At 39.7% G+C, this 24410-nt stretch carries 18 protein-coding genes; 16 read left to right on the top strand and 2 right to left on the bottom strand.

The window, feature by feature from the left end:
- Positions 1–123 precede the first annotated feature (123 nt).
- Together FCR2A7T_RS05075 and FCR2A7T_RS05070 are read left to right on the top strand one after the other, a co-directional pair.
- The gene (locus tag FCR2A7T_RS05075; protein WP_035117533.1) at positions 124–1068 is read left to right on the top strand and encodes an ABC transporter ATP-binding protein; all 945 of its coding nucleotides are present in this window, start codon (positions 124–126) and stop codon (positions 1066–1068) included.
- A gap of 1 nt (position 1069) precedes the next feature.
- On the top strand, positions 1070–1453 hold the full coding sequence (locus FCR2A7T_RS05070; protein WP_023570216.1) for a hypothetical protein: 384 nt from the start codon (positions 1070–1072) through the stop codon (positions 1451–1453).
- Positions 1454–1493: 40 nt separating this feature from the next.
- On the opposite strand, the gene FCR2A7T_RS05065 is transcribed toward FCR2A7T_RS05070, so the two are convergent.
- On the bottom strand, positions 1494–3908 hold the full coding sequence (locus tag FCR2A7T_RS05065) for a S9 family peptidase (protein WP_023570215.1): 2415 nt from the start codon (positions 3906–3908) through the stop codon (positions 1494–1496).
- Between the two features lie 192 nt (positions 3909–4100).
- Between FCR2A7T_RS05065 and FCR2A7T_RS05060 the strand changes: the two genes are divergently transcribed.
- Positions 4101–5108 (top strand): 3-oxoacyl-ACP synthase III family protein, encoded by a 1008-nt coding sequence (locus FCR2A7T_RS05060; RefSeq protein ID WP_035117531.1) that lies wholly within the window; start codon positions 4101–4103, stop codon positions 5106–5108.
- Positions 5109–5207: 99 nt separating this feature from the next.
- A complete protein-coding gene (locus FCR2A7T_RS05055) occupies positions 5208–5873 on the top strand; it encodes a sterol desaturase family protein (protein ID WP_023570213.1) in 666 nt (221 codons plus the stop codon).
- A gap of 76 nt (positions 5874–5949) precedes the next feature.
- On the opposite strand, the gene FCR2A7T_RS05050 is transcribed toward FCR2A7T_RS05055, so the two are convergent.
- A complete protein-coding gene (locus tag FCR2A7T_RS05050) occupies positions 5950–8574 on the bottom strand; it encodes a TonB-dependent receptor domain-containing protein (protein WP_023570212.1) in 2625 nt (874 codons plus the stop codon).
- A 212-nt stretch (positions 8575–8786) separates the two neighbouring features.
- Between FCR2A7T_RS05050 and argS the strand changes: the two genes are divergently transcribed.
- The 12 genes from argS to FCR2A7T_RS04990 all read left to right on the top strand — a co-directional run bounded on the left by argS (position 8787) and on the right by FCR2A7T_RS04990 (position 24407).
- Positions 8787–10562, top strand: coding sequence for an arginine--tRNA ligase (gene argS / locus FCR2A7T_RS05045; protein WP_023570211.1), 1776 nt, complete (start codon positions 8787–8789; stop codon positions 10560–10562).
- 71 nt (positions 10563–10633) lie between these two features.
- Entirely contained in the window at positions 10634–12085 is a 1452-nt protein-coding gene (locus tag FCR2A7T_RS05040) for a hypothetical protein (RefSeq protein ID WP_023570210.1), read from the top strand.
- The gene (locus FCR2A7T_RS05035) at positions 12075–13496 is read left to right on the top strand and encodes a GDSL-type esterase/lipase family protein (RefSeq protein WP_035117380.1); all 1422 of its coding nucleotides are present in this window, start codon (positions 12075–12077) and stop codon (positions 13494–13496) included. The genes FCR2A7T_RS05040 and FCR2A7T_RS05035 overlap by 11 nt, the downstream gene beginning before the upstream one ends.
- A 1-nt stretch (position 13497) precedes the next feature.
- Positions 13498–15183, top strand: a complete 1686-nt coding sequence (locus FCR2A7T_RS05030; protein ID WP_023570208.1) for an MBOAT family O-acyltransferase — start codon at positions 13498–13500, stop codon at positions 15181–15183.
- Positions 15184–15256: 73 nt separating this feature from the next.
- A complete protein-coding gene (locus tag FCR2A7T_RS05025) occupies positions 15257–15583 on the top strand; it encodes a hypothetical protein (RefSeq protein WP_165551931.1) in 327 nt (108 codons plus the stop codon).
- Between the two features lie 70 nt (positions 15584–15653).
- A complete protein-coding gene (locus FCR2A7T_RS05020; protein WP_023570206.1) occupies positions 15654–15848 on the top strand; it encodes a hypothetical protein in 195 nt (64 codons plus the stop codon).
- Positions 15849–16090: 242 nt separating this feature from the next.
- Positions 16091–16426: a hypothetical protein gene (locus tag FCR2A7T_RS05015; protein ID WP_131473115.1), complete on the top strand. Its 336-nt coding sequence runs from the start codon at positions 16091–16093 to the stop codon at positions 16424–16426.
- Positions 16427–16448: 22 nt separating this feature from the next.
- Complete coding sequence (locus FCR2A7T_RS05010) at positions 16449–16856, top strand: hypothetical protein (protein ID WP_023570204.1); 408 nt, start codon at positions 16449–16451, stop codon at positions 16854–16856.
- Positions 16857–16863: 7 nt separating this feature from the next.
- Positions 16864–18465, top strand: coding sequence for a hypothetical protein (locus FCR2A7T_RS05005; protein ID WP_023570203.1), 1602 nt, complete (start codon positions 16864–16866; stop codon positions 18463–18465).
- 316 nt (positions 18466–18781) lie between these two features.
- Positions 18782–20083, top strand: a complete 1302-nt coding sequence (locus FCR2A7T_RS05000; RefSeq protein WP_117614388.1) for a TolC family protein — start codon at positions 18782–18784, stop codon at positions 20081–20083.
- Between the two features lie 10 nt (positions 20084–20093).
- Entirely contained in the window at positions 20094–21179 is a 1086-nt protein-coding gene (locus tag FCR2A7T_RS04995) for an efflux RND transporter periplasmic adaptor subunit (RefSeq protein ID WP_023570201.1), read from the top strand.
- Positions 21180–21218: 39 nt separating this feature from the next.
- Positions 21219–24407 carry an efflux RND transporter permease subunit gene (locus FCR2A7T_RS04990; protein ID WP_023570200.1) on the top strand — a complete coding sequence of 1063 codons (3189 nt, stop codon included), beginning with the start codon at positions 21219–21221 and terminating at the stop codon, positions 24405–24407.
- Positions 24408–24410: the final 3 nt, after the last annotated feature.

The raw sequence follows: 24410 nt of genomic DNA, 5'->3' as shown, positions 1-24410 counted from the left end.
AAATAGTAGGTTATAATTTCTGCAATATTAGACATAAACTTTCAAATATTGATGAATTTAGATTTAAAAAAAAGACGTATTAAAATTAATAGCCATTAAATTTGCACACTCTATTTTATAATGATGCTACAGGTTAAAACAATTTCATTCGGATATACAGAAAAAAGAATTATTCACAACATTGATTTTTCCGTTGTTAAAGGAAAAAATATTGCTGTTTTAGGCGAAAGCGGTTGCGGAAAGAGCACACTGCTCAAGTTGATTTACGGATTATTTGATTTGGATGAAGGTCAGATTTTCTGGAAGGATACCGAAGTGACCGGACCAAAATTTAATTTGGTGCCCGGAATGCCGTTTATGAAATATTTGGCGCAGGATTTCGATTTGATGCCTTATGTAACCGTAGCGGAAAACGTTGGGAAGTTTTTGTCGAATTTTTATCCCGAAGAAAAAAAACAACGCATTCAGGAATTACTCGAAATTGTGGAAATGACTGAATTTGCTGATGTGAAAGCCAAGTTTTTGAGCGGAGGACAGCAACAGCGCGTGGCTTTAGCAAGAGTTTTAGCCTTGGAACCTGAGGTTTTATTGTTGGACGAACCGTTCAGTCATATTGATAATTTCCGGAAAAATGCCCTTCGCCGAAATTTATTCGCTTATCTGAAAGCCAAAGGGATAACTGTTATTATTGCCACGCACGACAGTGTGGATGCGCTTTCTTTTTCTGATGAAACCATTGTTTTACGTAAAGGCGAAATGGTTGATAAAGGCATTTCGATGGCCGTATATAATAATCCGAAAGACAAATATGTTGCTTCTCTTTTCGGGGAAGTGAATGAGTTGCTGTTGTCGCAAATTGTTTTTACCGAAGGCGAAGATGAAACACTTCTACTGTATCCGCACCAATTAAAAGTGGTCGAAAACGGAATGCTGAGAGTCGTTGTAAAACAATGTTATTTTAAAGGAAGTCATTACCTGGTGAAAGCGGTTTTTGACCGAAAAGTGATTTTCTTCGAAAACGATTCGGAGTTGGAAACGAATTCCGAAGTAACTTTAATGATCAGTTAATATGGCAAAAGAAGATTTATTGACGAAGCAGATCAACCAGCTTGGTTTTTTTCTTCGGCGGATGCTTGAGAAAATTACAAATGATAATGCTCATGATGATTCTGGTGCAACCGATTCAGTATTCAACCAGAAATTGCAGGAAGAATTGGGTTTCGATTTAAAAACGATTGAAGCGATTTCTACCGATGAAATTATTGATTTTTTGCTGAAAAATGAGTGTTTCAGTCCGGAAAATCTTGAACTATTTGCCGATATTCTTGTGAAATCAAATAAGAACGGATTTGCTGAAAAAGCACTGAAAATTTACGATTACATCAACAAACAAACCGCGGTTTTTTCTATGGAACGCGATTTGAAAATGCAAAATTTAAAGAAACGTTTATAAAAACAAAGCCCGAATTCAAATATTCGGGCTTTGTTTTACATTAGTTTTTCAAATATTTCTCCAAGAACTGATCCTGTTCCCAAAGCAGGTGAAAAATATTTTCTTTAGCAACATATCCATGTGATTCTTTTGGTAAAATCACCATTCTTGCCGGTGCGCCCAATCCTTTTAAGGCCTGAAAATAGCGTTCTGTCTGCAAAGTGAAAGTCCCTGGATTGTTATCGGCTTCACCGTGCACCAATAATAAAGGAGTTTTCATTTTATCAGCGTTCATAAACGGCGACATTCCGTTGTAGATATTAGGAACTTCCCAATAATTGCGTTGTTCGCTTTGGAATCCGAAAGGCGTCAAAGTGCGGTTATAAGCACCACTACGTGCAATTCCGCAGGCAAATAAATTGGAATGGGTCAGTAAATTTGCGGTCATAAAAGCACCATACGAATGTCCGCCCACCGCTACTTTTTTACGATTGATATAGCCTAAATTGTCCACGGCATCAATAGCCGCTTCTCCGTTTGCGACCAATTGCGAAATGAATGTGTCGTTAGGTTCTGTTTTTCCTTCTCCGATAATAGGGAACGAGGCATCGTCCAAAACGGCATAACCCTTGGTTACCCAATATACGAACGAACCGTAGTTAGGAAACGTAAATTCGTTTGGATTTTGATTGGATTGTCCGGCCGAATTCTTGTCTTTAAATTCAGTAGGATAGGCCCAGATTAATAACGGAAGTTTTTCTTTTTTGGCTTTACGGTCGTAATTGGCCGGAAGGTATAGGGTTCCCGATAATTCCACGCCGTCTTTGCGTTTGTATTTGATTACTTCTTTGTACACGTTTTTAATGCTTTCAAACGGGTTTTTGAAGGCGGTTATGGGTGTGATTTTGTCTTTCGATTTAATATTTCGGAAGTAGTAATTCGGAAATTCGGTTGGCGATTGAATCTGAACCAAAACGTCTCCTTTTTTATAATCTTCAATCGATAAAATATCTTCTTTTTTGTTTTTGAAAGCCGACTGGTACAAGCGTTTTGACTTTAAAGTTTTGGTGTTGAATTCATCAATAAAAGGAAACTGACCTTCTTTGGTAAATCCGTTTCCAATCAGGTAAGCGTTGTCGCCTTCCATGGCTAAAACCGACCTGCCGAAATCATTTTTCTTGGTTTCAAAATTTCCGGGATCGGCGTAAATGTCCTGCGAATTTCTGTCGGAAATCACTTTTGGGGCTACTGACGGATTCGACGGATTGATTAAATAGGTTTTGGTATTTCGGGTGTCGTACCAACTGTCGTAAACCACGGCGATTTGGTCATTGCCCCAAGTAATACCGCCAAAACGTTGCGGTGTTTTTACCAACGAAACGGGAGCGGAAGCAAAAGGCGCTTTCCAAAGAAAAACTTCATCTCTAAATTCCACTTTGTTAGCCGGGTCGCCGCCATCTAAAGCTTCTGCGTAATATAATGTAGCCGGTGCGTCGTTTCTCCAGCCCATGCTTCTTTTACCCTGACGTACCGCCATAAAACCTTTTGGCATAACTTCGTTCAGCGGTACTTCGTTTACGGTTTTTATTTCGTTTCCGGATTTGTCGTATACGATAGTTTTTTGCGGAAAACGACCTAACGGAACGATATAAGAAAACGGCTTCTGTAATTTCGAAATCATAATGTAATTCCCGTCTGGCGAGAAACTTTCTCCGGCATACATATCGGCTTTTTTGAACAATTCTGCTTTTCCGGTTAAATCGACTTTGTACAATTCGGAAGTTACCAGATTTTCAAAATTTTGTTCGTCGGTTTTGTTTTTCAGCAAATCCTGGTAAGTTCTGTTTTGGGAAACTTTTCCTTCACTGTTGGAAACTATCGGTCCGTTTGGCAAATCTTTTTTAGAATCGATTAATGCGGCGCGGTTTGGAACCAGTGTTTTTACCAGAATGGTTTTTCCATCACGGAACCAGCTCACCGGATTGCCCATGTTGGCATTCAGGTTGTCTGAAGTTAGTTTGGTGGCTTTCGCCGAAGCAAGGTCCAAAACCCAAAGTTCTACTCCGGAATTTGTGGTGTGGGTAAATGCTATTTTTTTTTCATCGGGCGACCAGGAAAGGTTGGCAATTTTAGGATTGTTTGGTAAACCCTGAACCTGAAGTTCGTTTTTGTCTTTAATCCGGCGTACTTTCAGATTGTTAATATAGGTAACCGTACTGGAAATATTTGTAATCGGATTGATTCGTAAGCCGCCCAAACGCATCTCTTCCTGATTTAAATCGTCTAAACTTTTATACGTATTTCGGTAGCTCAAGAGCATCCATTCTTTTTTGGTATCCATCGTTACCGATGGCGCTCTGTCGTATTCGGCTAAGGCCAGGATTTCTTTGGAAGGCTTTTGATACGTCAGGTTTTCCTGTGCAAACAGCGAACTGCTTAACAATAAGAAGAATACCGATTTATAAAGTAATTTCATAGTGTGAATTTTTTTTGAAAATGAAAGCCTCTAAAATACTATATTTAGGTAAGAAAATAAAGAGGGAATTGTTAAATGTCAACTGTTTGTCGGAAAAGAATTGCTGTAATCGAAAAAAAAAGTGCGGATAATGATTATAAATTCAATTATGCTTAGATTTGTAGCCCGATTTTTAACAAAAAAACAAAGATGATGTATCATTCAAAAATCTCTGGACTAGGTTTTTATGTTCCGGAAAATATTGTTACCAACGACGATTTATCGAAAAAAATGGATACTAACGACGAATGGATTCAGGAGCGAACCGGAATTCAGGAGCGTCGTCATATTATAAGAGGTGAAGATACTACCACTTCAATGGGGGTTAAAGCCGCAAAAATTGCTATTGAACGCTCTGGAGTTGCAAAAGAAGATATCGATTTTGTGGTTTTTGCCACATTAAGTCCCGATTACTATTTTCCAGGACCGGGTGTTTTGGTACAACGCGATTTGGGCTTAAAAACCGTTGGTGCATTGGATGTTCGTAATCAATGTTCCGGATTTGTGTATGCGCTTTCGGTTGCCGATCAGTTCATTAAAACCGGAATGTATAAAAATATTTTGGTAATCGGTTCGGAGGTTCATTCCACCGGTTTAGACATGACTGATCGTGGTCGTGGGGTATCTGTAATTTTCGGAGATGGTGCCGGAGCAGCTGTTTTGAGTCGTACGGAAGATACCACGAAAGGAATTTTATCAACCCATTTGCATTCCGAAGGACAACATGCTGAAGAATTGGTATTAATCGCACCGGGAATGGGCAAACGTTGGGTAACCGATATCATTGCCGATAATAATCCGGACGATGAAAGTTATTATCCGCACATGAACGGACAATTCGTTTTCAAAAATGCGGTGGTGCGTTTCAGTGAGGTGATTAACGAAGGTCTGGAAGCGAATAATTTACAGGTTTCGGATATTGATATGTTGATTCCGCATCAGGCGAATTTGAGAATTTCACAGTTTATTCAGCAGAAATTCAAATTAACCGACGATCAGGTATACAACAACATTCAGAAATACGGAAACACTACGGCAGCTTCCATTCCGATTGCTTTAACCGAAGCATGGGAAAAAGGAAAAATAAAAGAAGGCGACTTGGTGGTCTTGGCGGCTTTTGGTAGCGGATTTACCTGGGGAAGCGTAATTATTCGCTGGTAGTCTGTTTTTTGTGCTACTGGTCTGATTTTCTTTGCCTTGTGTTTTAATATTTTATAAATTCAAGTCGTATTTTCAGTTATTAATTTTAATATCGAACTTATGGCACGAAGAATTACCGTTAACAACGAAGGTCAGGCAAAATTATTTGAAAACCAATATCTTGAAATGCTAACCAAAGCCAATCCGTTTGTGATTTGGGGAATGTATGTTCCGATATTGTTTTTTTTAGTTTATAAAGCTCATATTGTTTATAAAATATCAGGTCCAATGACAGGATGTCTCTTTTTAGGCGGAATGTTCTATTGGACCTTTTTTGAATATATAGCGCATCGGTATTTGTTTCATTTGGTTAGTGAGAATCCGAAAATGAAGAATATTTCCTATATACTTCACGGCAATCATCATGAATACCCGAAAGACCGCGAACGGTTGTTTATGCCGCCGCTTCCGAGCTTGATTTTATCATCGACACTATTTCTGATTCACTATATTATTTTCAGAGAATATACTTTTGCTTTCTTCCCCGGATTTATGTTGGGGTATTTGTTGTATGCTTCCATGCATTATGCGATTCATGCTTTCGAACCGCCGTTTGAATTCATGAAACCGCTTTGGCGCAATCATCAGATGCATCATTATCGAAATGAGAATTTAGGTTTCGGCGTTAGTAATACGTTTTGGGATACGATTTTCGGAACCACTTTCGATTTACGGAAACATAAAGAAGAACCGGAAAAAGCAAAAGCACTGAAATTCGATAAATAAAATAAAAAAACCTCGGAGTTGACCATCTCCGAGGTTTTTTCGTTAAATAAAATATTGAAAAACTAAAAACTCATAGTTAGAACATTCCGCCACTTTGGGTTTCGTTGGCATCACGTTGTTTGCGTTGTAACGCTTTGTTTTTTCCACCACCAAACATATAGTTGAATCCGATGTAGAAGGTCTGACTTTCCCAGTAGAACGCACCATATTGTCTGTACGGAATCTCGCCATCGAAGGCAAAACGCATGTTTTTGAAAATATCGTTGTAACGTGCGGTAATCGTTCCTTTTCCTTTGAAAACATTGTAGGTTAAACCAACATCGGCTTTGTACATTTCTTTTCTTTCAAACTGCAAACTCATGTCACGGCCGCGATACATCCCGAACAATTGGAAACGCAAGTCTTTAGTCGCCGTAAAGGTGTTGTTTAATCTTGTGTTGAATGAGGTTACGTCTACCTGAGCATTTTCCAATACACCGGTATTTACATTTTGTACAGCACCTTTAACGGTTTTAAAATAAGCATCGGCACTGGCGTTAGCTGCCCACCATTTCGTAAATTTTAAATTAGCCGAAGCTTCCACTCCATAGGCGTTGTTGTTATTAAAATTGTCAAAAGAAAGGATTTTTCTGTTGTTGGACGGGTCGTTAGGATCATTGTAAACTACTCTCGAAATTTCGTCGCTTATTCTTCGGTAGAAAACACCGGTTGTTATCGAACCTAATTTTGTATTTCGGGTATAATTTACTTCAAAGGAATTTGTGAATTGCGGCTCTAACGAAGGGTTTCCTCTGGATTCCATTAACGGAGTGGTCCATTCTCGAATCGGACTGATTTGCCCGATGCTTGGTCGGTCCACACGTCTGGAATAATTAAAATTAAACGAGTTTTTTTCGTTAACAGTATAATTGATAAAAGCAGATGGATACACTGTGAAAATATCATCGGTTACTCGGTCTTTAAGGTCTACATTGGAAGATTGCGGCACTAAATTCGATTGGAATTTCGATTCGGTACGTGCAAAATCACCCGAAATATCATAATATTCAACGCGTAAACCTATTTGTGAGCTCCATTTACTGTTCCATTGTTTACTGAAATTCGAATATACGGCATTGATGTTTCGGTTAAACGTAAAGTTGTAATCAGAATCTTTGGTGTAGTTGTAAGGCGTTGCATACTCATTACCGGCTTCAGTGGCGATGAAGTTGTTTTTTGTGGTCTGGATTCTTGTTTCGGCACCCAACTCTAATTTCAAGGATTCGGAAAGAGGATTCACATAGTCAATATTAATCTGCGTATAATCCGTTACACCGTCCACAATATTCTGTGATTTTGAATCGGAAAATAAGGTTCCATCGGATGCATTTGAATTATTGTTGTATCGGGTGTCTTCCGTGTTTTTTGTTTTCGAAAAATTGGCCTGAAATTCGATATTTTCTCCTTTTTTGGTGAAATCGTGTTTGAATGCTAGGTCGTACGTTTGTGTTTTGTTTTCATTTTCGTTGTTGTAACTCTGAAAATTGTCGTTATTGCCCAAACCAAAATAATCTACAGTTGTTTTTCCATAGCCATCCATGTGGGTGATGTTTTGATTCGTGTAAAACGACAAGGTGTTTTTCTCGTTAATGTAGTAATCCATCCCCAGTTTCAGTAGATGAGAATTGTTCAGATTTCTGAATTCAAAATTCTGAAGATTCTCAAGTCCCGGATTGGCACTATTTACAAAGCCATGATTAGCATTGATACCGTGATTGAAGCCGTAGTTGCTGTAAAAATTCACTTTTCCTACTTTATAATTCAGATTTAACGCCGAATTCGTTTTAGGGGTTATACCAAATGTAACTCCAGTATTTATCGAACCGTTGAAACCGGCACTTGCATTTTTATGTAAAATGATGTTGATGATTCCGCTCATTCCTTCCGGATTGTATTTTGCTGACGGACTGGTAATCAATTCAATTTGTTTGATGGAAGACGATGGGATTTGCTGTAACAGTTGCGCAGCATCCACATTAGAAGGTTTTCCGTCGATTAAAACTCGTACGTTGCTGTTGCCTCTCAAACTCAATTCTTTGGTTTGCGGGTCGATGCTTACCGTGGGAACGTTATTCATAATATCGGAAGCGGTTGTTCCGGAAGCAATTAAGTCTTTGCCAACATTCACTACTTTTCGATCAATTTTCTGTACAATATTCGAGCGTTCTGCCACAATATTAACGCCTTCTAATTGCGTAGCTTCAGCTTCAATAGCAATCATCCCAAGATTGAGGGTTTTGTCGGTTGCACTTAAAACAATTGCTTTGGAGTAGGGTTTATAACCGATGAACTGTACTTCAAGTGTATAGGCTTTCAGTTCAAGATTCGGGATGTTAAAATTTCCGTTTTCCTGGGAAATTGCTCCGGTAACCACTTTTCCGGCGTCTTTTACGGAAACCGATGCGTATCCGATAGGCTCTTTGGTGGTTTTGTCGATTATTTTTCCGGAAACACTCCCTGAATTTACAGCGGCTGGCGCTTGTGCGAATGCAGAGCCTACAGTGCTCAACAAACAAACGAGGAATAATTTAAGCTTCATGTTTTTTGATTTTTTTTTCGTTGCGGTTGATTTTAAATGATTGCCGAATGTTACTTGAACATTCTGCTCATTACTATCAAATGCTTCGGTTTGATTGATGATTATTGAATTCTGTTTTGTCATTTTAATATGTTGCGCCTACTACGGAAACCATCCGGAAGAGCACGTGTAATAGACTCATAAAAGGATTAATTGTTACATAATTTTCATGAAAAAATAAGGAATCACGAAATTTATTCGGTAAAGTGTTGGATTTCAGGGTTGAAATTTGTGATTTTCTAATTTTCAATTTCTGCAATTAAACGTATCTTTGCACCCTTAAAAAATCTAAGATTATGATACTTCAACAAATTCTTACGGAAAAAATCCAGAAAGCAGTTCAGGATTTATTTGATGTTACACTCGAAAAAGTGGAATTTCAGGCTACCCGTCGGGAATTTGAAGGCGACATAACCGTGGTGATTTTTCCGTTGTTGAAATTGGTAAAAAGCAATCCGGTAGAATTGGGAAACAAAATTGGCGATTATCTGGTTCAGAATGTTACCGAAGTAGACCGTTTTAATGTGGTTTCCGGATTTTTGAACATTGTGATTTCCGATGCTTATTATCTGAATTTCTTTAACGGGATTAAGAATGCCGACAATTTCGGTTTCGTAGCTCCGAAAGAAGATGCGAAAGCCATTATGGTTGAGTTTGCTTCACCCAATACCAACAAACCCTTGCATTTAGGACACGTAAGAAACATTCTTTTGGGATCTTCCGTAGCTGAAATCATCAAAGCATCCGGTAAAAAAGTATACAAAACTCAAATTATCAACGACCGTGGTATTCATATCTGTAAGTCGATGTTGGCTTGGCAGAAATTCGGAAACGGTGAAACACCCGAAACTTCCGGATTGAAAGGCGATAAATTGGTTGGTAAATATTATGTGGAATTCGATAAGGCTTATAAATCCGAGATTAGTACATTAATGGCAGAAGGAAAATCGGAAGAAGAAGCCAAAAAACAGGCACCCATGATTCTGGAAGCACAACAAATGCTTTTGGATTGGGAAGCCGGAAAACCGGAAGTGGTGGAACTTTGGAAAACCATGAACCAATGGGTATACGACGGTTTTGCCGTTACTTATAAAGGTTTGGGTGTGGATTTCGATTCGTATTATTACGAAAGCAATACCTATTTGTTAGGAAAAGAAGTGGTGCAATTCGGATTGGAAAAAGGCATTTTCGAGAAAGATCCGGACGGTTCGGTTTGGATCGATTTAACCGAAGAGGGCTTAGACCGAAAAATCGTGTTGCGTTCCGACGGTACAGCCGTTTACATGACTCAGGATATCGGCACCGCGATTCAGCGTGTGAAAGACAATCCCGATGTGGGCGGAATGGTGTATACAGTTGGAAACGAACAGGATTATCATTTTAAAGTGTTGTTCTTGATTCTGAAGAAATTAGGATTTGACTGGGCAGAAGATTTGTATCATCTGTCGTACGGAATGGTGGAATTGCCGTCTGGAAAAATGAAATCCCGTGAAGGAACCGTGGTAGATGCCGATGATTTAATCGAAGAAATGACGGTAACCGCAAAAGCAATATCCGAAGAATTAGGGAAATTGGAAGGTTATTCTGAAGAGGAAAAAGCGAAATTATACGTTACCATTGGAATGGGCGCGTTGAAATATTATATGCTGAAAGTTGATCCGAGAAAAGGAATGATGTTCAATCCGGAAGAATCGGTTGATTTTGCAGGAAATACGGGACCGTTTATCCAATATACTTATGCGCGAATCCAGTCGATTTTAAGAAAAGCTGCTTTCGATTTAAGTCAGGATGTAGTAGTGGAAATCCACGAAAAAGAAAAGGAATTGTTGAAACAAATCGAAGCATTTCCCGTTGTTATTCAGGATGCGGCCAAAAACCACAGTCCGGCTTTAGTGGCGAATTACACCTATGATTTGGTGAAAGAATACAATTCTTTTTATCAAACCGTTTCTATTTTAGGCGAAGAAGACGAAATGAAGAAAATTTTCCGTGTTCAATTGTCTAAGAAAGTAGGTGAAGTTATTAAATCAGCTTTCGGTTTGTTAGGAATCAATGTGCCGGAGCGAATGTAATTTAGAATTTAGAAGCCAGAATTTAGAAGTCAGAATTTTGATAATCCTGATTACTGAATCATAAAAATAAAATGAATCAAAATAAATCATACTTTGTTCAATCGTTAACGATTTTTGCTGTTTCCATAGCGGCATTTTTGGTTTTTAAATCGTTTTTGCCAAAGAAAATCTTTTCGGAAAGTACGGCCAATTCCAAAAATGTAGTGATTGACAGTTTGCTTTTGGAAGCCATCGAAGAAGATAAAGATGCCAGCGAAGGCGATACACTTTCCAATCAGCCTATTTCTTTCACAGCGGTCGACGGTATTGCGTTTCCGGATGAAGATTTCAACGATTATAAAGGATTTCAGCATTTGGTTCAGTTTTTTGAAAAGTTATACCAGCTGGAAACCAAACACGAAGGGAATGTCCGTATTGCTTATTTCGGCGATTCGATGACCGATGGCGACATGATTGTTCAGGATTTCAGAACCAATTTCCAAAACCAGTTTGGTGGGCAAGGTGTTGGATTCGTGAATATCACATCTGAATCCGCTGGGTCACGTAATTCCATCAAACACGAATTTTCACCAAATTGGAAAACACAATCCTATTTGAACGTCAAAAAACCACGCAGTCCTTTCGGCGTTAACGGGCACGTGTTTTTTGCCAACGATACAGCGCATGTGGAATGGGTGAAATACAAAGCCAGTACTCTTAAAAATTTAACCGAATTATACAATCCGACACTTTTCTACGGAAAATCATCCAACAAAAACGGAAAAATTGGTTTGAAAGTTGGAAACGACACCATTTACAAAAAACTGTCTCCTAATAAATTGGTGAATACTTTAGTAATCGGAAATACAACCAAAAATCTGAAAGTGGATTTTGTAAAAGCCGATTCTATTCCGATTTACGGCTTCAATTTCGACGACGGAAAAGGCGTTCACGTGGATAATTTCTCCAATCGCGGAAATTCCGGTTTGCCGATCTCAACTTTTAATACCGAAGTAATGCGTCAATTTCAGGAGAAATTGGGTTATGATTTAATCGTATTGCATTACGGAACCAATGTGTTGAATTACGGTTCGTTAAATTACACTTGGTATGAGAAACGCATGAAAAAAGTGGTGAATCATTTGAAAGAATGTTTTCCGGGTGTAGCAATTCTGATTGTTTCCACTGCTGATAAAGCCACGAAATACGACTTGGAAATGAAAACCGATTCGGCTGTAGTGCCGTTAACATTAGCGCAGAAAAAATACGCCATTCAGTCGCAAGCGGGTTATGTGAATTTGTATACTTTAATGGGCGGTGATGGTTCGATGGTGAAATGGGTGGATGAAGCGCCGGCTTCGGCAAATAAAGACTATACGCATTTTAATTTCCGCGGCGCCAAGAAAATTTCTGGGATGATTTACAATCAGATTTACAGCGGCTACGAACAATTCAAAAAGTTGCGTGCGAACCGAAAAGTTGCTAAACCGATTATCAAAAAAGACAGTTTAACCGTTGCTAAAGACAGTGTTCATGTGGAATAAATTTGTCATTGCTTTAATCGGACTTTTGTTTTCCGTTTCTGTTTCTGCTCAGGTGGTTGATTCTACCATGGTGGAAGTGGATACGCTGGGAATGGAAGCCAAAGTGAGTTATGGCGAAAATGCCATTGCGAACGTGAAAGCGCTGGATAAATTCTTTGAAAAATTATACTTGCTTGAAACGGCTAAAACCGGTAAAGTCCGCGTGGTTCATATCGGAGATTCTCACATTCAGGCTGATTTGTTTACCGGTGTGATCCGAAAAAAACTTCAGGATGCATTCGGAAACGGCGGGTTGGGTTTTTCCTTTCCACATAATCTGGCACGAACCAACGGAAGTCATTTTATCCGTTATTCCTCCAACGAATCTTGGAACAATCACCGAATTACCAAAGAGAAAAACGGCAGTCCAATTGGTTTAAGCGGTATTTCATTAACCACTAAAGCGAAAGATTTTGCTGTGGAAATCAACGTAAAAGACAACGCGTATCAATTCAATACGTTAAAAATTATTACACCTAATAATGCTTCCATGTTTGATGTGGCCACGAGTTCGAAAACCATTGTTTTGGAATCCAACGTACCGAAAAAAATCACCCACAAAATCAAAAACGGGGAGGCGATTTCCATTATTGCCGACAAATACAATATTTCTGTTGCCGAATTAAAACGGGCCAACGGTTTAAAATCCGATAAGATTCGTGCCGGAAAAACACTGAAAATTCCAACAAATGAAATGCAGAAACGCAGTATCAAACGTTCGGAGTTTATTCCGCTTTCGCTGAATGACGAACCCAATGCGCATTCGTTCTATTCCGCAACGGCCATGGATAAGATTTACCTGATTCCGAATAAAAAAGCCAATTCTTTCGCGCTGAGCGGACTGGTTTTCGAAAACGATGCACCCGGAGTTACCTACAGTGCCATTGGTGTGAACGGCGCCAAAGCCTCGGATTACAATAAATATCCATTGTTTTTCGAACAGACACCAGCGTTACAGGCCGATTTGGTCATCGTTTCTTTAGGGACGAATGAAACTTTCGACAAAATGCCGTCTTCCGATTATATGACGCAACTCAATACTTTTATCGCTAACATTAAAGTCAAGAATCCAAATGCAGAAGTTTTAGTGATGTCGACACCGCCTTCGTTGTTGTACCGACGTTCGTTAAACCATTTTGCCGATGCGTATGCCCGTGATGTTAATGCGCAGGCAACGGTGGTAAATCACGCTTCATGGGATTTGTTTGCGATTATGGGAGGAATGTACGGCGTGAACAGAAATTACCGTCAAGGACTGATGTCGGGTGATAAAGTACATTATTCCAAAGCCGGTTACGAAAAACAAGGTGCCCTTTTCAGCGAAGCGTTGCTGAATGCTTACGAAAATTTTAAAGCCATAAAGAAAAATTAATATGCAGGATTGGTTTACCCAAAATATAGCCTCACTTTTTACAACTATAACTCCTGAAACAGTACAAAGCTGGTTTGTTTACAACCCGAAAGAACCGATTTTATTCAATACCGGTTTGTTTTTGGGACTGTTTTTGGTGTTCTACAGTATTTATATTGCACTTAAAAATACCTTTTACCCGAGATTGGTTTATGTAATTATCTTCTCGTTGTTTTTCTATTACAAATCGAGCGGTATTTTCTTTTTACTGTTGCTGGGTTCTTCGGTTGTCGATTATAACTTAGGGAATTTGGTGCATCGTACGCAAAGTGTTTTGAACAAAAAACTATGTTTGGCATTCAGTGTCGTGTTGAACTTAGGTTTTTTGGGCTATTTCAAGTATACGAATTTTATCATTGATACTTATAATTCGGTTTCCGACGGGCATTTCGAATTTCAGAAAATCATCCTTCCGGTAGGGATTTCGTTTTATACTTTTCAGTCGATAAGTTACATCATTGAAATCTATCGTAAGGAAATTGAGCCAACGAAAAGCTACGTGGATTACCTGTTTTTTGTTTCGTTTTTCCCGCAGTTGGTGGCCGGTCCGATTGTTCGTGCCAAAGATTTCCTGCCGCAGATTTACCAGAAATTAAACGTAACCAAAGACGATATCAATCGCGCGTTTCTGTTGATTATTGGCGGATTGATTAAGAAAACGATTATCTCCGATTATATTTCCATCAACTTCGTGGATCGTGTTTTTGATGCGCCTTCCGCTTATACGGCTTTTGAAAATCTGATGGCTTCGTACGGTTATGCCATTCAGATTTACTGTGATTTTTCCGGTTATTCGGATATGGCGATTGGAGTTGCCCTTTTGTTAGGTTTCAAGTTACCAACGAATTTCCGAACGCCTTATCAGTCGGCTTCGATTACCGAATTCTGGAGAAGATGGCACATTTCGTTGTCAACCTGGTTAAAAGACTTTTTATACATCTCAGTAGGAGGAAACCGTAACGGGACTTTCGCCGGATTTTTATTCCCTGCTTTGTTCTTCTTCGGATTGATTGTTTGGGGTATTACGTATGCACCCACCAGTAATGTTCCGCTGTTTATCGCGATAGGAGCAACTGTTGTTTTTGCCTTAACGTTCTTGTTGTCGAAAGAAAAAGAACGTACCATGTTTACCAATGTTAACTTGATGACCACGATGTTGTTGGGCGGATTATGGCATGGGGCGAGTTTGCGTTTCATCATTTGGGGGGCTTTGCACGGAATGGGATTGGCAGTTCATAAAATCATCATGGAGTTTTTTCCTTCCAAAAAAGACGATAAGAAATCGTTTTTCGGATACGTTTGGTTGGTGATTTCAGTGCTGATAACGTTTCATTTCGTTACCTTCTGTTGGATTTTCTTCCGCGCGAAAGATTTTGCCATCGCTTTGGAATTAATCAACAATATCGGAAAAGTAACTTTTGATTGGGAACAATGGATGGTCATCGCGCAAGGCTATAAAAATGTATTTTTACTGATGGCAATTGGTTTTGTTTGGCATTACCTGCCGGAGAAAATGGTTACTGCAATGCAATCCGTATTCAAAGCCATGCCGATTATCGTAAAGGCAATTTTACTCGGATTGGTATATTGGCTGGTCTATGCCACTGCTTCGGCCGGACCGCAACCTTTTATTTATTTTCAGTTTTAATTTTAATAAAATATTAAGTTAGCAAAAATTATCATAATTCATTTTTTTTTCTACATTTGAAGCAATGAAATTTTTGACAACAATACTAACGTTTTATTTTGTACTGCTGATTGGTGCCCAAACTTTGCGTGTGGCAAAGTCGCATTTCTCAGAAAGTTGTATGGCTATGACCGAAAAACGCGGATGTTGTCAGGGTGATGATATGCCGGAAGGCTGTCAGAAAGAGAAATGTGTTTTGAATATTAATTTTACTGCCGGACAGTTTATCGTACAGCAAATTCAGAATATTTCTATCCCGGTTTCATTTGAAGTTGAAAAACAAGAACAGTTAACTTACGAAAAAACGTTTATACCAAAGTATTACAATACCTTCTGGCATCCTCCGGAAAGGATTTCGTAATTCGGCATCATCAATCAAATCAGAATTTAAAAAACAAACAAACAATAAATAATTTTTAAAATATATCAAAATGAAAAATATCGTAGCAATTTTAGCAGTAGCATTATTTACAGTATCAATGAACGTTAATGCTCAAGAGAAAAAACAAGCAGGTCCTGCTAAAAAAGAGGCAACTACTAAAAAAGAAGCTTGTCACAAAGAAGGTGAAAAGAAAGAATGTGCATCAGGTGAAAAAAAAGCTTGTTGTGCTGCTAAAAAAGCATAATTCTTTAAGATTATCCATAAGACGCCTCGAGAAATCGGGGCGTTTTTTTATTTTTACTTTGTAACTAAAGTTACAGAACACTGTTTTTAAATTTATATTTTTCCCAAAATTGTAACTTCGGTTTGGAAATTGAGTTTACGGTTTTAGAGAAAAATCATTTAAAGATGACTATAGTGTCATTATTTTGAATAATTCTAATGTGTTGGTGTAAAGTATATTAAAATTTATATAATATTCGAACAATGAAATTTTTGGTCTACATACTATGCTCTTATTTGGTTGTGCTGACGGCGTTGCCTTCAGTGCGGTCTGTTAAGTTGCATCATATTGGGTCAAAAGCACTTTCCTGTGAAAAAAAATCTCAAAAAAGTATTTTCCCAGAAGGTTGTGAAAAAAGTAAATTCATAACCAGTTTAAATTTCAGTCCGTTACAGTTTGTGAGCGAATTACGGTTGTCTCCGGGGCCTTTTATTCTGGAAGCCGCCATCGGAAAAAACCAGTCCCATTACGAGAAGATATTTATCCATAAATATCAGAATACCATATGGCATCCTCCCAAAGCTTCATCTTTGTTATAAATTAAATTTTCAATTATTATTAATGATGTCGGTTACTGTTTTATTCAGTTTCGGACATGCTTATTTATACCTAATTATGAAGTCTATACTATCAATTTCAGTAATGTTGTTTGGTTTGGCATTTTTATGTTTGGGAAACCAGTCCGCCACAATCCAATCTTCAAAATATTCTTTAGAAAAAGAAATGCCTTTCGCATTGGCACATTCTCAAACCAATTACGCGGTAGCATCCGAAAGTTGCGTTCGTTGTCATGATTGTTCGGGAGCCGGTTTAGAAAATGACGAAACAATTCAAAATATTGTGACTCCTTCCCGTATCGGTGTTGAAAAAGCCACGAATCAGGAATCAGCATCGGAATCGGTTCTTGATGACACCGCAACTGTTAAACCGGAAGTGGCAGACCGTTTTGTTCAAAGTGAATTAAATTAAAAAACAGATGAAGAACTATATTTACATAATGCTGCTGCTGTTTGTAACTCATTCCGCATTAGCTCAAAATACCTTTGCTTATGATGTGGTGCTTACACCGGTAACGGTTTCCGGTTTGCCGGGATTGCATTCGTATGCCTTTGCCCAATCGAACGGAAAATGGCTGATTATCGGTGGAAGAAAAGACGGAATTCACGCACGCCAGCCTTTTAACGCCTTTCCGGGTGCTCAAAACAATACCGACATTTATGTGGTTGATATTGCGACGCAACAATCGTGGTCGGCCTCTTTAAACTCTTTGCCTACGGGAATCAAGGAACAATTGCAATCCACTAACATGAATTTTCATCAGGATGGAGATGCTTTGTACATTATCGGTGGGTATGCTTTTTCCGTTACGGCAAATGACCATAAAACCTTTACTAATCTGACTTCGGTTAATGTTCCCGGTCTGATTAATGCCATCATAGCCGGCACACCCATCACATCCTATTTCAAGCAGATTTCCAATGATGTTTTCGCCATAACGGGCGGGCAATTGGCAAAAATCGATGGGACCTTTTATCTGGTAGGCGGACACCGTTTCGACGGAAGATACAATCCGATGGGCAACCCAACATTTACACAGACCTATTCCAATCAGATTCGGAAATTCACTATTAATAACTCAGGAACTCAGTTAAGTTATGCCAATTATCAGGAGATTACGGATGCGGTTCATTTGCATCGTCGGGATTACAATCTTTTGCCCCAGGTGTTTCCGGACGGCGAATTGGGATACACCATTTCATCCGGCGTTTTTCAGATCAGTGCCGATTTACCTTTTTTATACCCTGTGGATATTAAGAGCGGAGGCTACTATCCTCAAACACAATTCAATCAGTTTCTGAGTAATTATCACAGTGGGAAAGCCTGTTTGTACGATCAAACCGAAAACCGAATGCATAATTTGTTTTTCGGAGGCATGAGTCAGTATTATTATCAGAACGGAACTTTACTGCAGGATGACACTGTCCCGTTTGTAAAAACGATAAGCAGGACTACGCGCTCGGCAGACGGGACTTTAACCGAATACCAGTTGCCTGTTGAAATGCCAAGTCTGAAAGGATCGGGCGCCGAGTTTATTCTGAATACCAACTTGCCTCATTATTCCAACGAAGTGATTAAGCTCAGTGAGATTACAGCAGATGAGTTTGTAATCGGACATCTTTACGGCGGGATCCAAAGTTCTTCCAAATCGGCCTTTACAGACAATCAGGTGAACTTAACGAGTGCCGATCCTACGGTTTATGAGGTTAAATTAATCAAAAACCCGGCTTTGAGTGTTGCGGAAATTGACGGTTCAAATCCATATTCATTCACGGTTTCGCCAAATCCGACCACTTCAGATGACGTTAATGTGACGTTCAAACTGACCAAAGAAGTGTCTTTGGACTATTTGGTTTCTTCTTTAGACGGTAAGATTATTGAAAATGGTGAAATTGTCGGGACCAATATTGGCTTGAATACCATGAGTTTCGGTTTAGCCAAAGCTAAGACTGATGTGGTAATTATCACGTTTGTTTTTGACAAAAAGTATTTCGTTTCCCGTAAGGTAATACGAAAGTGAAATTTTTAAAAATAATCATCAGTAAAAGGCACCTTATTTTAGGTGTCTTTTGTTTTGTGGTAGCTTATAAAAATCTGATTTATAGTGTTATGTGAGTTGTGTAAAGATTTTTCTTAACTTTAATATGTAATAGTATAGAAAGCGATTTCATTCCTGAATCTCTTTATATTCAATCCTGCTAATTGCGAGTATTCCATAATTTTTGTCCCGGTCATTTTAGTGTTTGATGGATGTATGAGGAGTGTAACACTTGTTACTGACTATACTTTTTACCCGTCATACATTTGCTTCACAATAATGAAACAATATGACAGCTATGAAATATAAAATTTTAGGATTTCTTGTTTTTACGCAAGTGATGATGGCTCAGGATACACTGCGTATCTCCAAAAACGATTTGTGGCAAAAAGCTTCTGAAAAGAACTTACAACTCAAAATCGCCAATCAGGAATTCAAATCCGCTCAGGCCGATTACCGCCAATCGAACTCACTTTTTTTACCGAGTATTTCGGCTTCGCATACGGCCATGACCACGACCAATCCTTTAATGGCATTCGGTTCGAAACTGAATCAGGAGATTTTAACGGGAGCCGACTTTAATCCCGCGTTACTGAACAATCCGAATCAAACCCGAAATTATGCGACCAAAATAGAAGTGTTGCAACCGCTAATCAATGCGGATGGTTTTTACGGAAGACAAGCCGCTAAAGCGAAAATGGAAGCCTATCAGTTGCAAACCGAACGTTCCAAAGAATACCTTCAATTGGAATTGAACAAAGCGTTTATGCAGTTGCAATTGGCGTATAAAGCGGTAACCGTTTTGGAAAAAGCAAACACAACTTCCGAAGCAACTCTTAAATACGTGGAAAATAATTTCAAACAAGGGTATCTCCAAAAAACCGATGTATTGTCCGTTCAGGTACGTGTTAATGAAGTGAAAAACCAACTGCAATATGCCAAAAGCAATGTGCAGAATGCTTCCGATTATTTAGCCTTTCTGCTTCAGGAAGACATGACCGGAAAAGTATACCAACCGGAAGAAGCTTTGGAAAATACGATTGCGGTGACTTCAGTAGCGGCAACATTGTCAGACAACCGAAAAGACTTTCAGGCGATGAACAAATCAAGTGAAGCCTACCGTAAAATGATGCAGTCGGGAAAAATGAGTTTCCTGCCGCGTTTAAATGCTTTCGGATCATATGAGTTGTACGATACTAAAATTTTCGGAACGGCTGCCAACGGTTATACTGTAGGGGCTCAGTTATCATGGTCTTTATTCGATGGGTACAAATCTGTTGGAAAACTTCAGAAAGCCAAAGCCGATTTCCAGAAATCCGAATTGGATGTGAAACAATATAAGGCACAAAGTCAGCTGGAACTTAACAAAACCAACCGTCAGTTACTGGACGCCGAAAACAAAGTAAACCTTTCCAAACTGGCTTTCGAACAATCGCAGGAAGCGCAAAGAATCCGCAAAAACCGATTCACACAAGGTCTTGAAAAAACCACCGATGTATTGCAGTCGGAAACCCAAGTAGCTCAAAAAGAACTCGAGTATCTGCAAGCCGTTTTCGAATACAACTTCACCCAACAATACCAACAATTTCTAACAAAATAAATAACCAACCATGAATAGAATCAGTAAATCTTTAATGATAATCGGAACCGCTGTTTTAGTAGCGAATTGTTCCGGAGATAAAAAACAGGAAGCTGTAAATCAACCGACAGTTTCCGTAAAAGTGAGTACGCCTTCCGGTGATTCGGGCAGCCCGTTTGTTACCGCAAGCGGAAAAATTGAAGCCGAAAACAGTGCCAACCTAAGTACCCGAATGATGGGTTATGTAACCAAGTTGAATGTGAAAGTCGGACAAAATGTAACAGCCGGACAACTTTTAGTAAGCGTTAACAGCACCGATTTACAGGCAAAAAAAGCACAAGTAGACGCTTCCATTATTCAGGCGGAAGCCGCTTATAAAAACGCGAAGAAAGATTACGATCGTTTTGTGAACTTATTTAATCAGCAAAGTGCTTCGCAAAAAGAATTGGATGATATGACCGCCCGTTATGAAATGGCCAAAGCCGGATTGCAGGCAGCGCGTCAAATGCGAAATGAAGTACAGGCACAGTTTTCTTATGCCAATATTACGGCTCCGTTTTCAGGCGTGGTAACCAATACGTTTGTAAAAGAAGGCGATATGGCGAATCCCGGAATGCCGTTGGTGAGTATTGAAGGTTCTGGACGTCTTCAGGTAACGGCGATGGTTTCCGAATCGGACATAACCTCCATCAAAAAAGGAATGCCGGTGAAAGTACTGGTAAAATCCTCCAATAAAGAACTGACCGGTAAAGTATCGGAAATCAGCTTGTCGGCAAAAAATACCGGCGGACAATATTTAGTGAAAGTGAATCTGGAAAAAGCGGATGCCGCTACCTTGTCCGGAATGTTTGTCAACGTACATTTTCCTGTTGAAAAAGCGATTAAAGCATCCGAAAGCGATGTGGTTTTAGTACCCGAAAGCGCTTTGGTAAAACAAGGTCAGTTGACCGGAGTTTATGTGGTCGGATCCAACAACACGGCGTTATTACGTTGGATTAAAACCGGAAAATCGTTCGGGAATCAGGTAGAAGTACTTTCCGGGTTAAATGCTTCGGAAAGTTATGTTATCGAAGCCGAAGGGAAATTGACTAACGGAGCGAAAATCAGTATTCAGTAACTGTAAACCGTTAACTGTAAACTTTAAACGAAAGAAATTATGCAAGAAGGTATTTCAGGAAAAATAGCCAATTTCTTCATCAACTCGAAGCTAACCATTTTGTTGATGGTAGCGTTGATGATGATAGGTGTCTACAGCTCGTTCTTGATTCCGAGGGAAGAAGAACCGCAAATTAATGTTCCGATGGCAGACGTAATGGTAGGTTATCCGGGAGCAAGCCCAGCCGAAGTGGAAAGCCGCGTGGTAAAACCGCTGGAGAAAGTGATTTCCAATATTAAAGGGGTGGAACACGTTCACAGTATGGCAATGAACGGTCAGGCGATGTTGATTGTTCAGTTTTATGTAGGCGAAGACATCGAACGTTCGTATGTGAAATTGTACGACGAATTGAATAAAAATGCCATGAATCTGCCACAAGGCGTGATGCAGCCAATGGTAAAAACACGTTCCATAGACGATGTTCCGATGTTGGGACTGACGCTGTGGAGTGAAAAATACGATGATTATGAGTTACGTCAGCTTGCCGGCGAGGTAACCAACGAAATCGAAAAAGTAAAAGACGTAGCCATTACCAATAAAATCGGAGGAAGAAACCGCGAACTGAAAGTGGTTCTGGACAAAGACAAGTTAGCCGAAAACGGAATCGATGCGCTTTCCGTGGTACAAATGATTCAGGCGAACAACCAACAAACGCAATCGGGCAGTTTTGTCGCGAAAGATCAGGAATATCTGCTGACGACGGGGAACTTTTTAACCTCGGATGAAGATGTTGAAAGTTTGGTTGTCGGTGTCAACAAAAACATGCCGGTGTATTTAAAGCAAGTGGCAACGGTTCAGGACGGACCTTCTTCGCCGAGAAGTTATGTGTCTTTCGGATACGGAAGCCAGAATGTTGCGAAAGCCAAAAACACTTCGGAATACCCTGCCGTAACCATTTCGGTAGCCAAAGTAAAAGGTGCCGATGCGATGAAAATCTCGGAAAAAATCATCACGAAAGTGGAAGCGTTGAAAAAGAACCTGATTCCGAATGACGTTCATGTGGAAGTTACGAGAAACTACGGAGAAACCGCATCGCATAAAGTAGGCGAGTTGCTGTTGCACTTGGGTGTGGCGATTATTGCCGTAACGCTTCTGGTAATGTTTGCCATGGGATGGCGCGGCGGATTGGTCGTGTTTTTCTCCGTACCGTTAACCTTTGCACTGACACTTTTCAGTTACTATTTATTAGGGTATACCTTAAACCGAATCACCCTTTTTGCTCTGGTGTTCGTGGTGGGAATTGTAGTGGATGACAGTATTATCATCGCTGAAAACATGCACCGTCACTTTAAAATGAAGCGACTTCCGTTCAAACAGGCGGCGATTTACGCGATAAATGAAGTTGGAAACCCTACTATTTTGGCGACATTCACAGTTATTGCAGCAATTTTGCCAATGGCTTTCGTGTCGGGAATGATGGGGCCGTATATGAGTCCGATGCCGATTGGTGCTTCCATTGCGATGATCTTGTCGTTGTTCGTAGCCTTAACAGTGACGCCATATCTGGGGTATCATTTGCTTCAGGAAAAAGACGAACAAAAACATAAGGAAGAACAAGGACTCGAAACGAGTTGGATTTACAAAATCTACAATAAAATCGAGCGTCCGTTCCTGGAAAATTCCAAGAAACGTTTAATCATGTTCGGAATTACGATTGTCCTGTTATTGGGTTCGGTACTGATGTTCTTTACCAAATCGGTAGCCGTAAAAATGTTGCCTTTTGATAATAAAAACGAATTTCAGGTAGTAATTGACATGCCGGAAGGAACAACGCTGGAACGAACTGCGGCAGTTACGAAGGAAATCGCCCAATACCTTTCCCAGCGCCCTGAAGTGGTGAGTTATCAGAATTATGTGGGCACCTCGGCACCGATTACCTTTAACGGTTTGGTGCGTCATTACGACCTACGTGGTGGAAGCAATATGGCTGATATTCAGGTGAATCTGTTGCATAAAGAAGATCGAAGCGAACAAAGTCATGACATCGCGAAAGCCGTACGTCCGGAAATTCAGAAGATTGCCAAAAAATGCGGTGCGAATGTAAAAGTAATCGAAGTGCCACCGGGACCACCGGTATTATCCACTTTGGTGGCCGAAATTTACGGGCCGAATTACGAAGAGCAGATTGAAGTAGCGAATCAGGTGAAAAATATTCTGGAAACCACTTCGGATATCGTGGATGTGGATTGGATGACCGAAGACAACCAAACCGAATACAAATTGGAAGTCGACAAAGAAAAAGCCATGTTGTACGGCGTAGCGCCTCAGCAGGTTGTAGCCACATTGACCACGATTATGAAAGAATATCCTGTGTCCCGATTGTACGATGAAAATTCAAACGATAATATCGGAATTGTATTAGGCTTGGACGATAAAGAGAAAACGAGTCTGCAGGACATTCAGAACATTAAAATCAAATCGGCACAAGGAACGATGATTCCGGTGAGTGATTTGGTAAAAGTGAAAAATGAAACCCTGAAAAAAACAATTTACCGCAAAGATCAAAAACGTGTGGTGTATGTAACTGCCGATATGGCCGGTGAACTGGAAAGTCCGGTGTATGCAATCTTGGGGATGAATGAGAAATTGCAGCAAATGAAATTGCCAAAAGGGTATAAAGTGAACGAACTGTACATGGATCAGCCTTCCGATGAAAGCGATTTTACCGTGAAATGGGATGGCGAATGGCAAATTACGCTGGAAGTATTCCGTGATTTAGGCGCAGCATTTTTAATCGTAATCATTGTGATTTACATGCTGATTGTGGGCTGGTTCCAAAACTTCAAAACGCCGATTGTCATGATGATGGCCATTCCATTATCGTTAATCGGAATCGTTTTAGGGCACTGGTTGCTTGGCGCTTTCTTTACAGCAACTTCGTTTATTGGGATGATTGCTTTGGCGGGAGTTATGGTGCGAAATTCGGTCTTACTCATCGACTTTATCGAAATCCGACTCAAGGAAGGTGTCGCTTTAAAACAAGCCATTATTGAAGCAGGAGCGGTAAGAACTACGCCGATTTTATTGACAACGGGTGCAGTAGTAATCGGCGCTTCCATCATTTTGTTTGACCCGATTTTCCAAGGATTGGCAATTTCACTGGTGGCCGGAGCGATTGTGTCCACATTGTTAACCTTGGTTGTAGTGCCGTTAATCTATTACATAACCGAAAAACACAAATACGAATAATTT

This window comes from Flavobacterium cauense R2A-7, from assembly GCF_000498475.1.
Classification (GTDB): Bacteria; Bacteroidota; Bacteroidia; order Flavobacteriales; family Flavobacteriaceae; genus Flavobacterium; species Flavobacterium cauense.
This window is presented reverse-complemented; position numbering and strand designations above follow the sequence as displayed.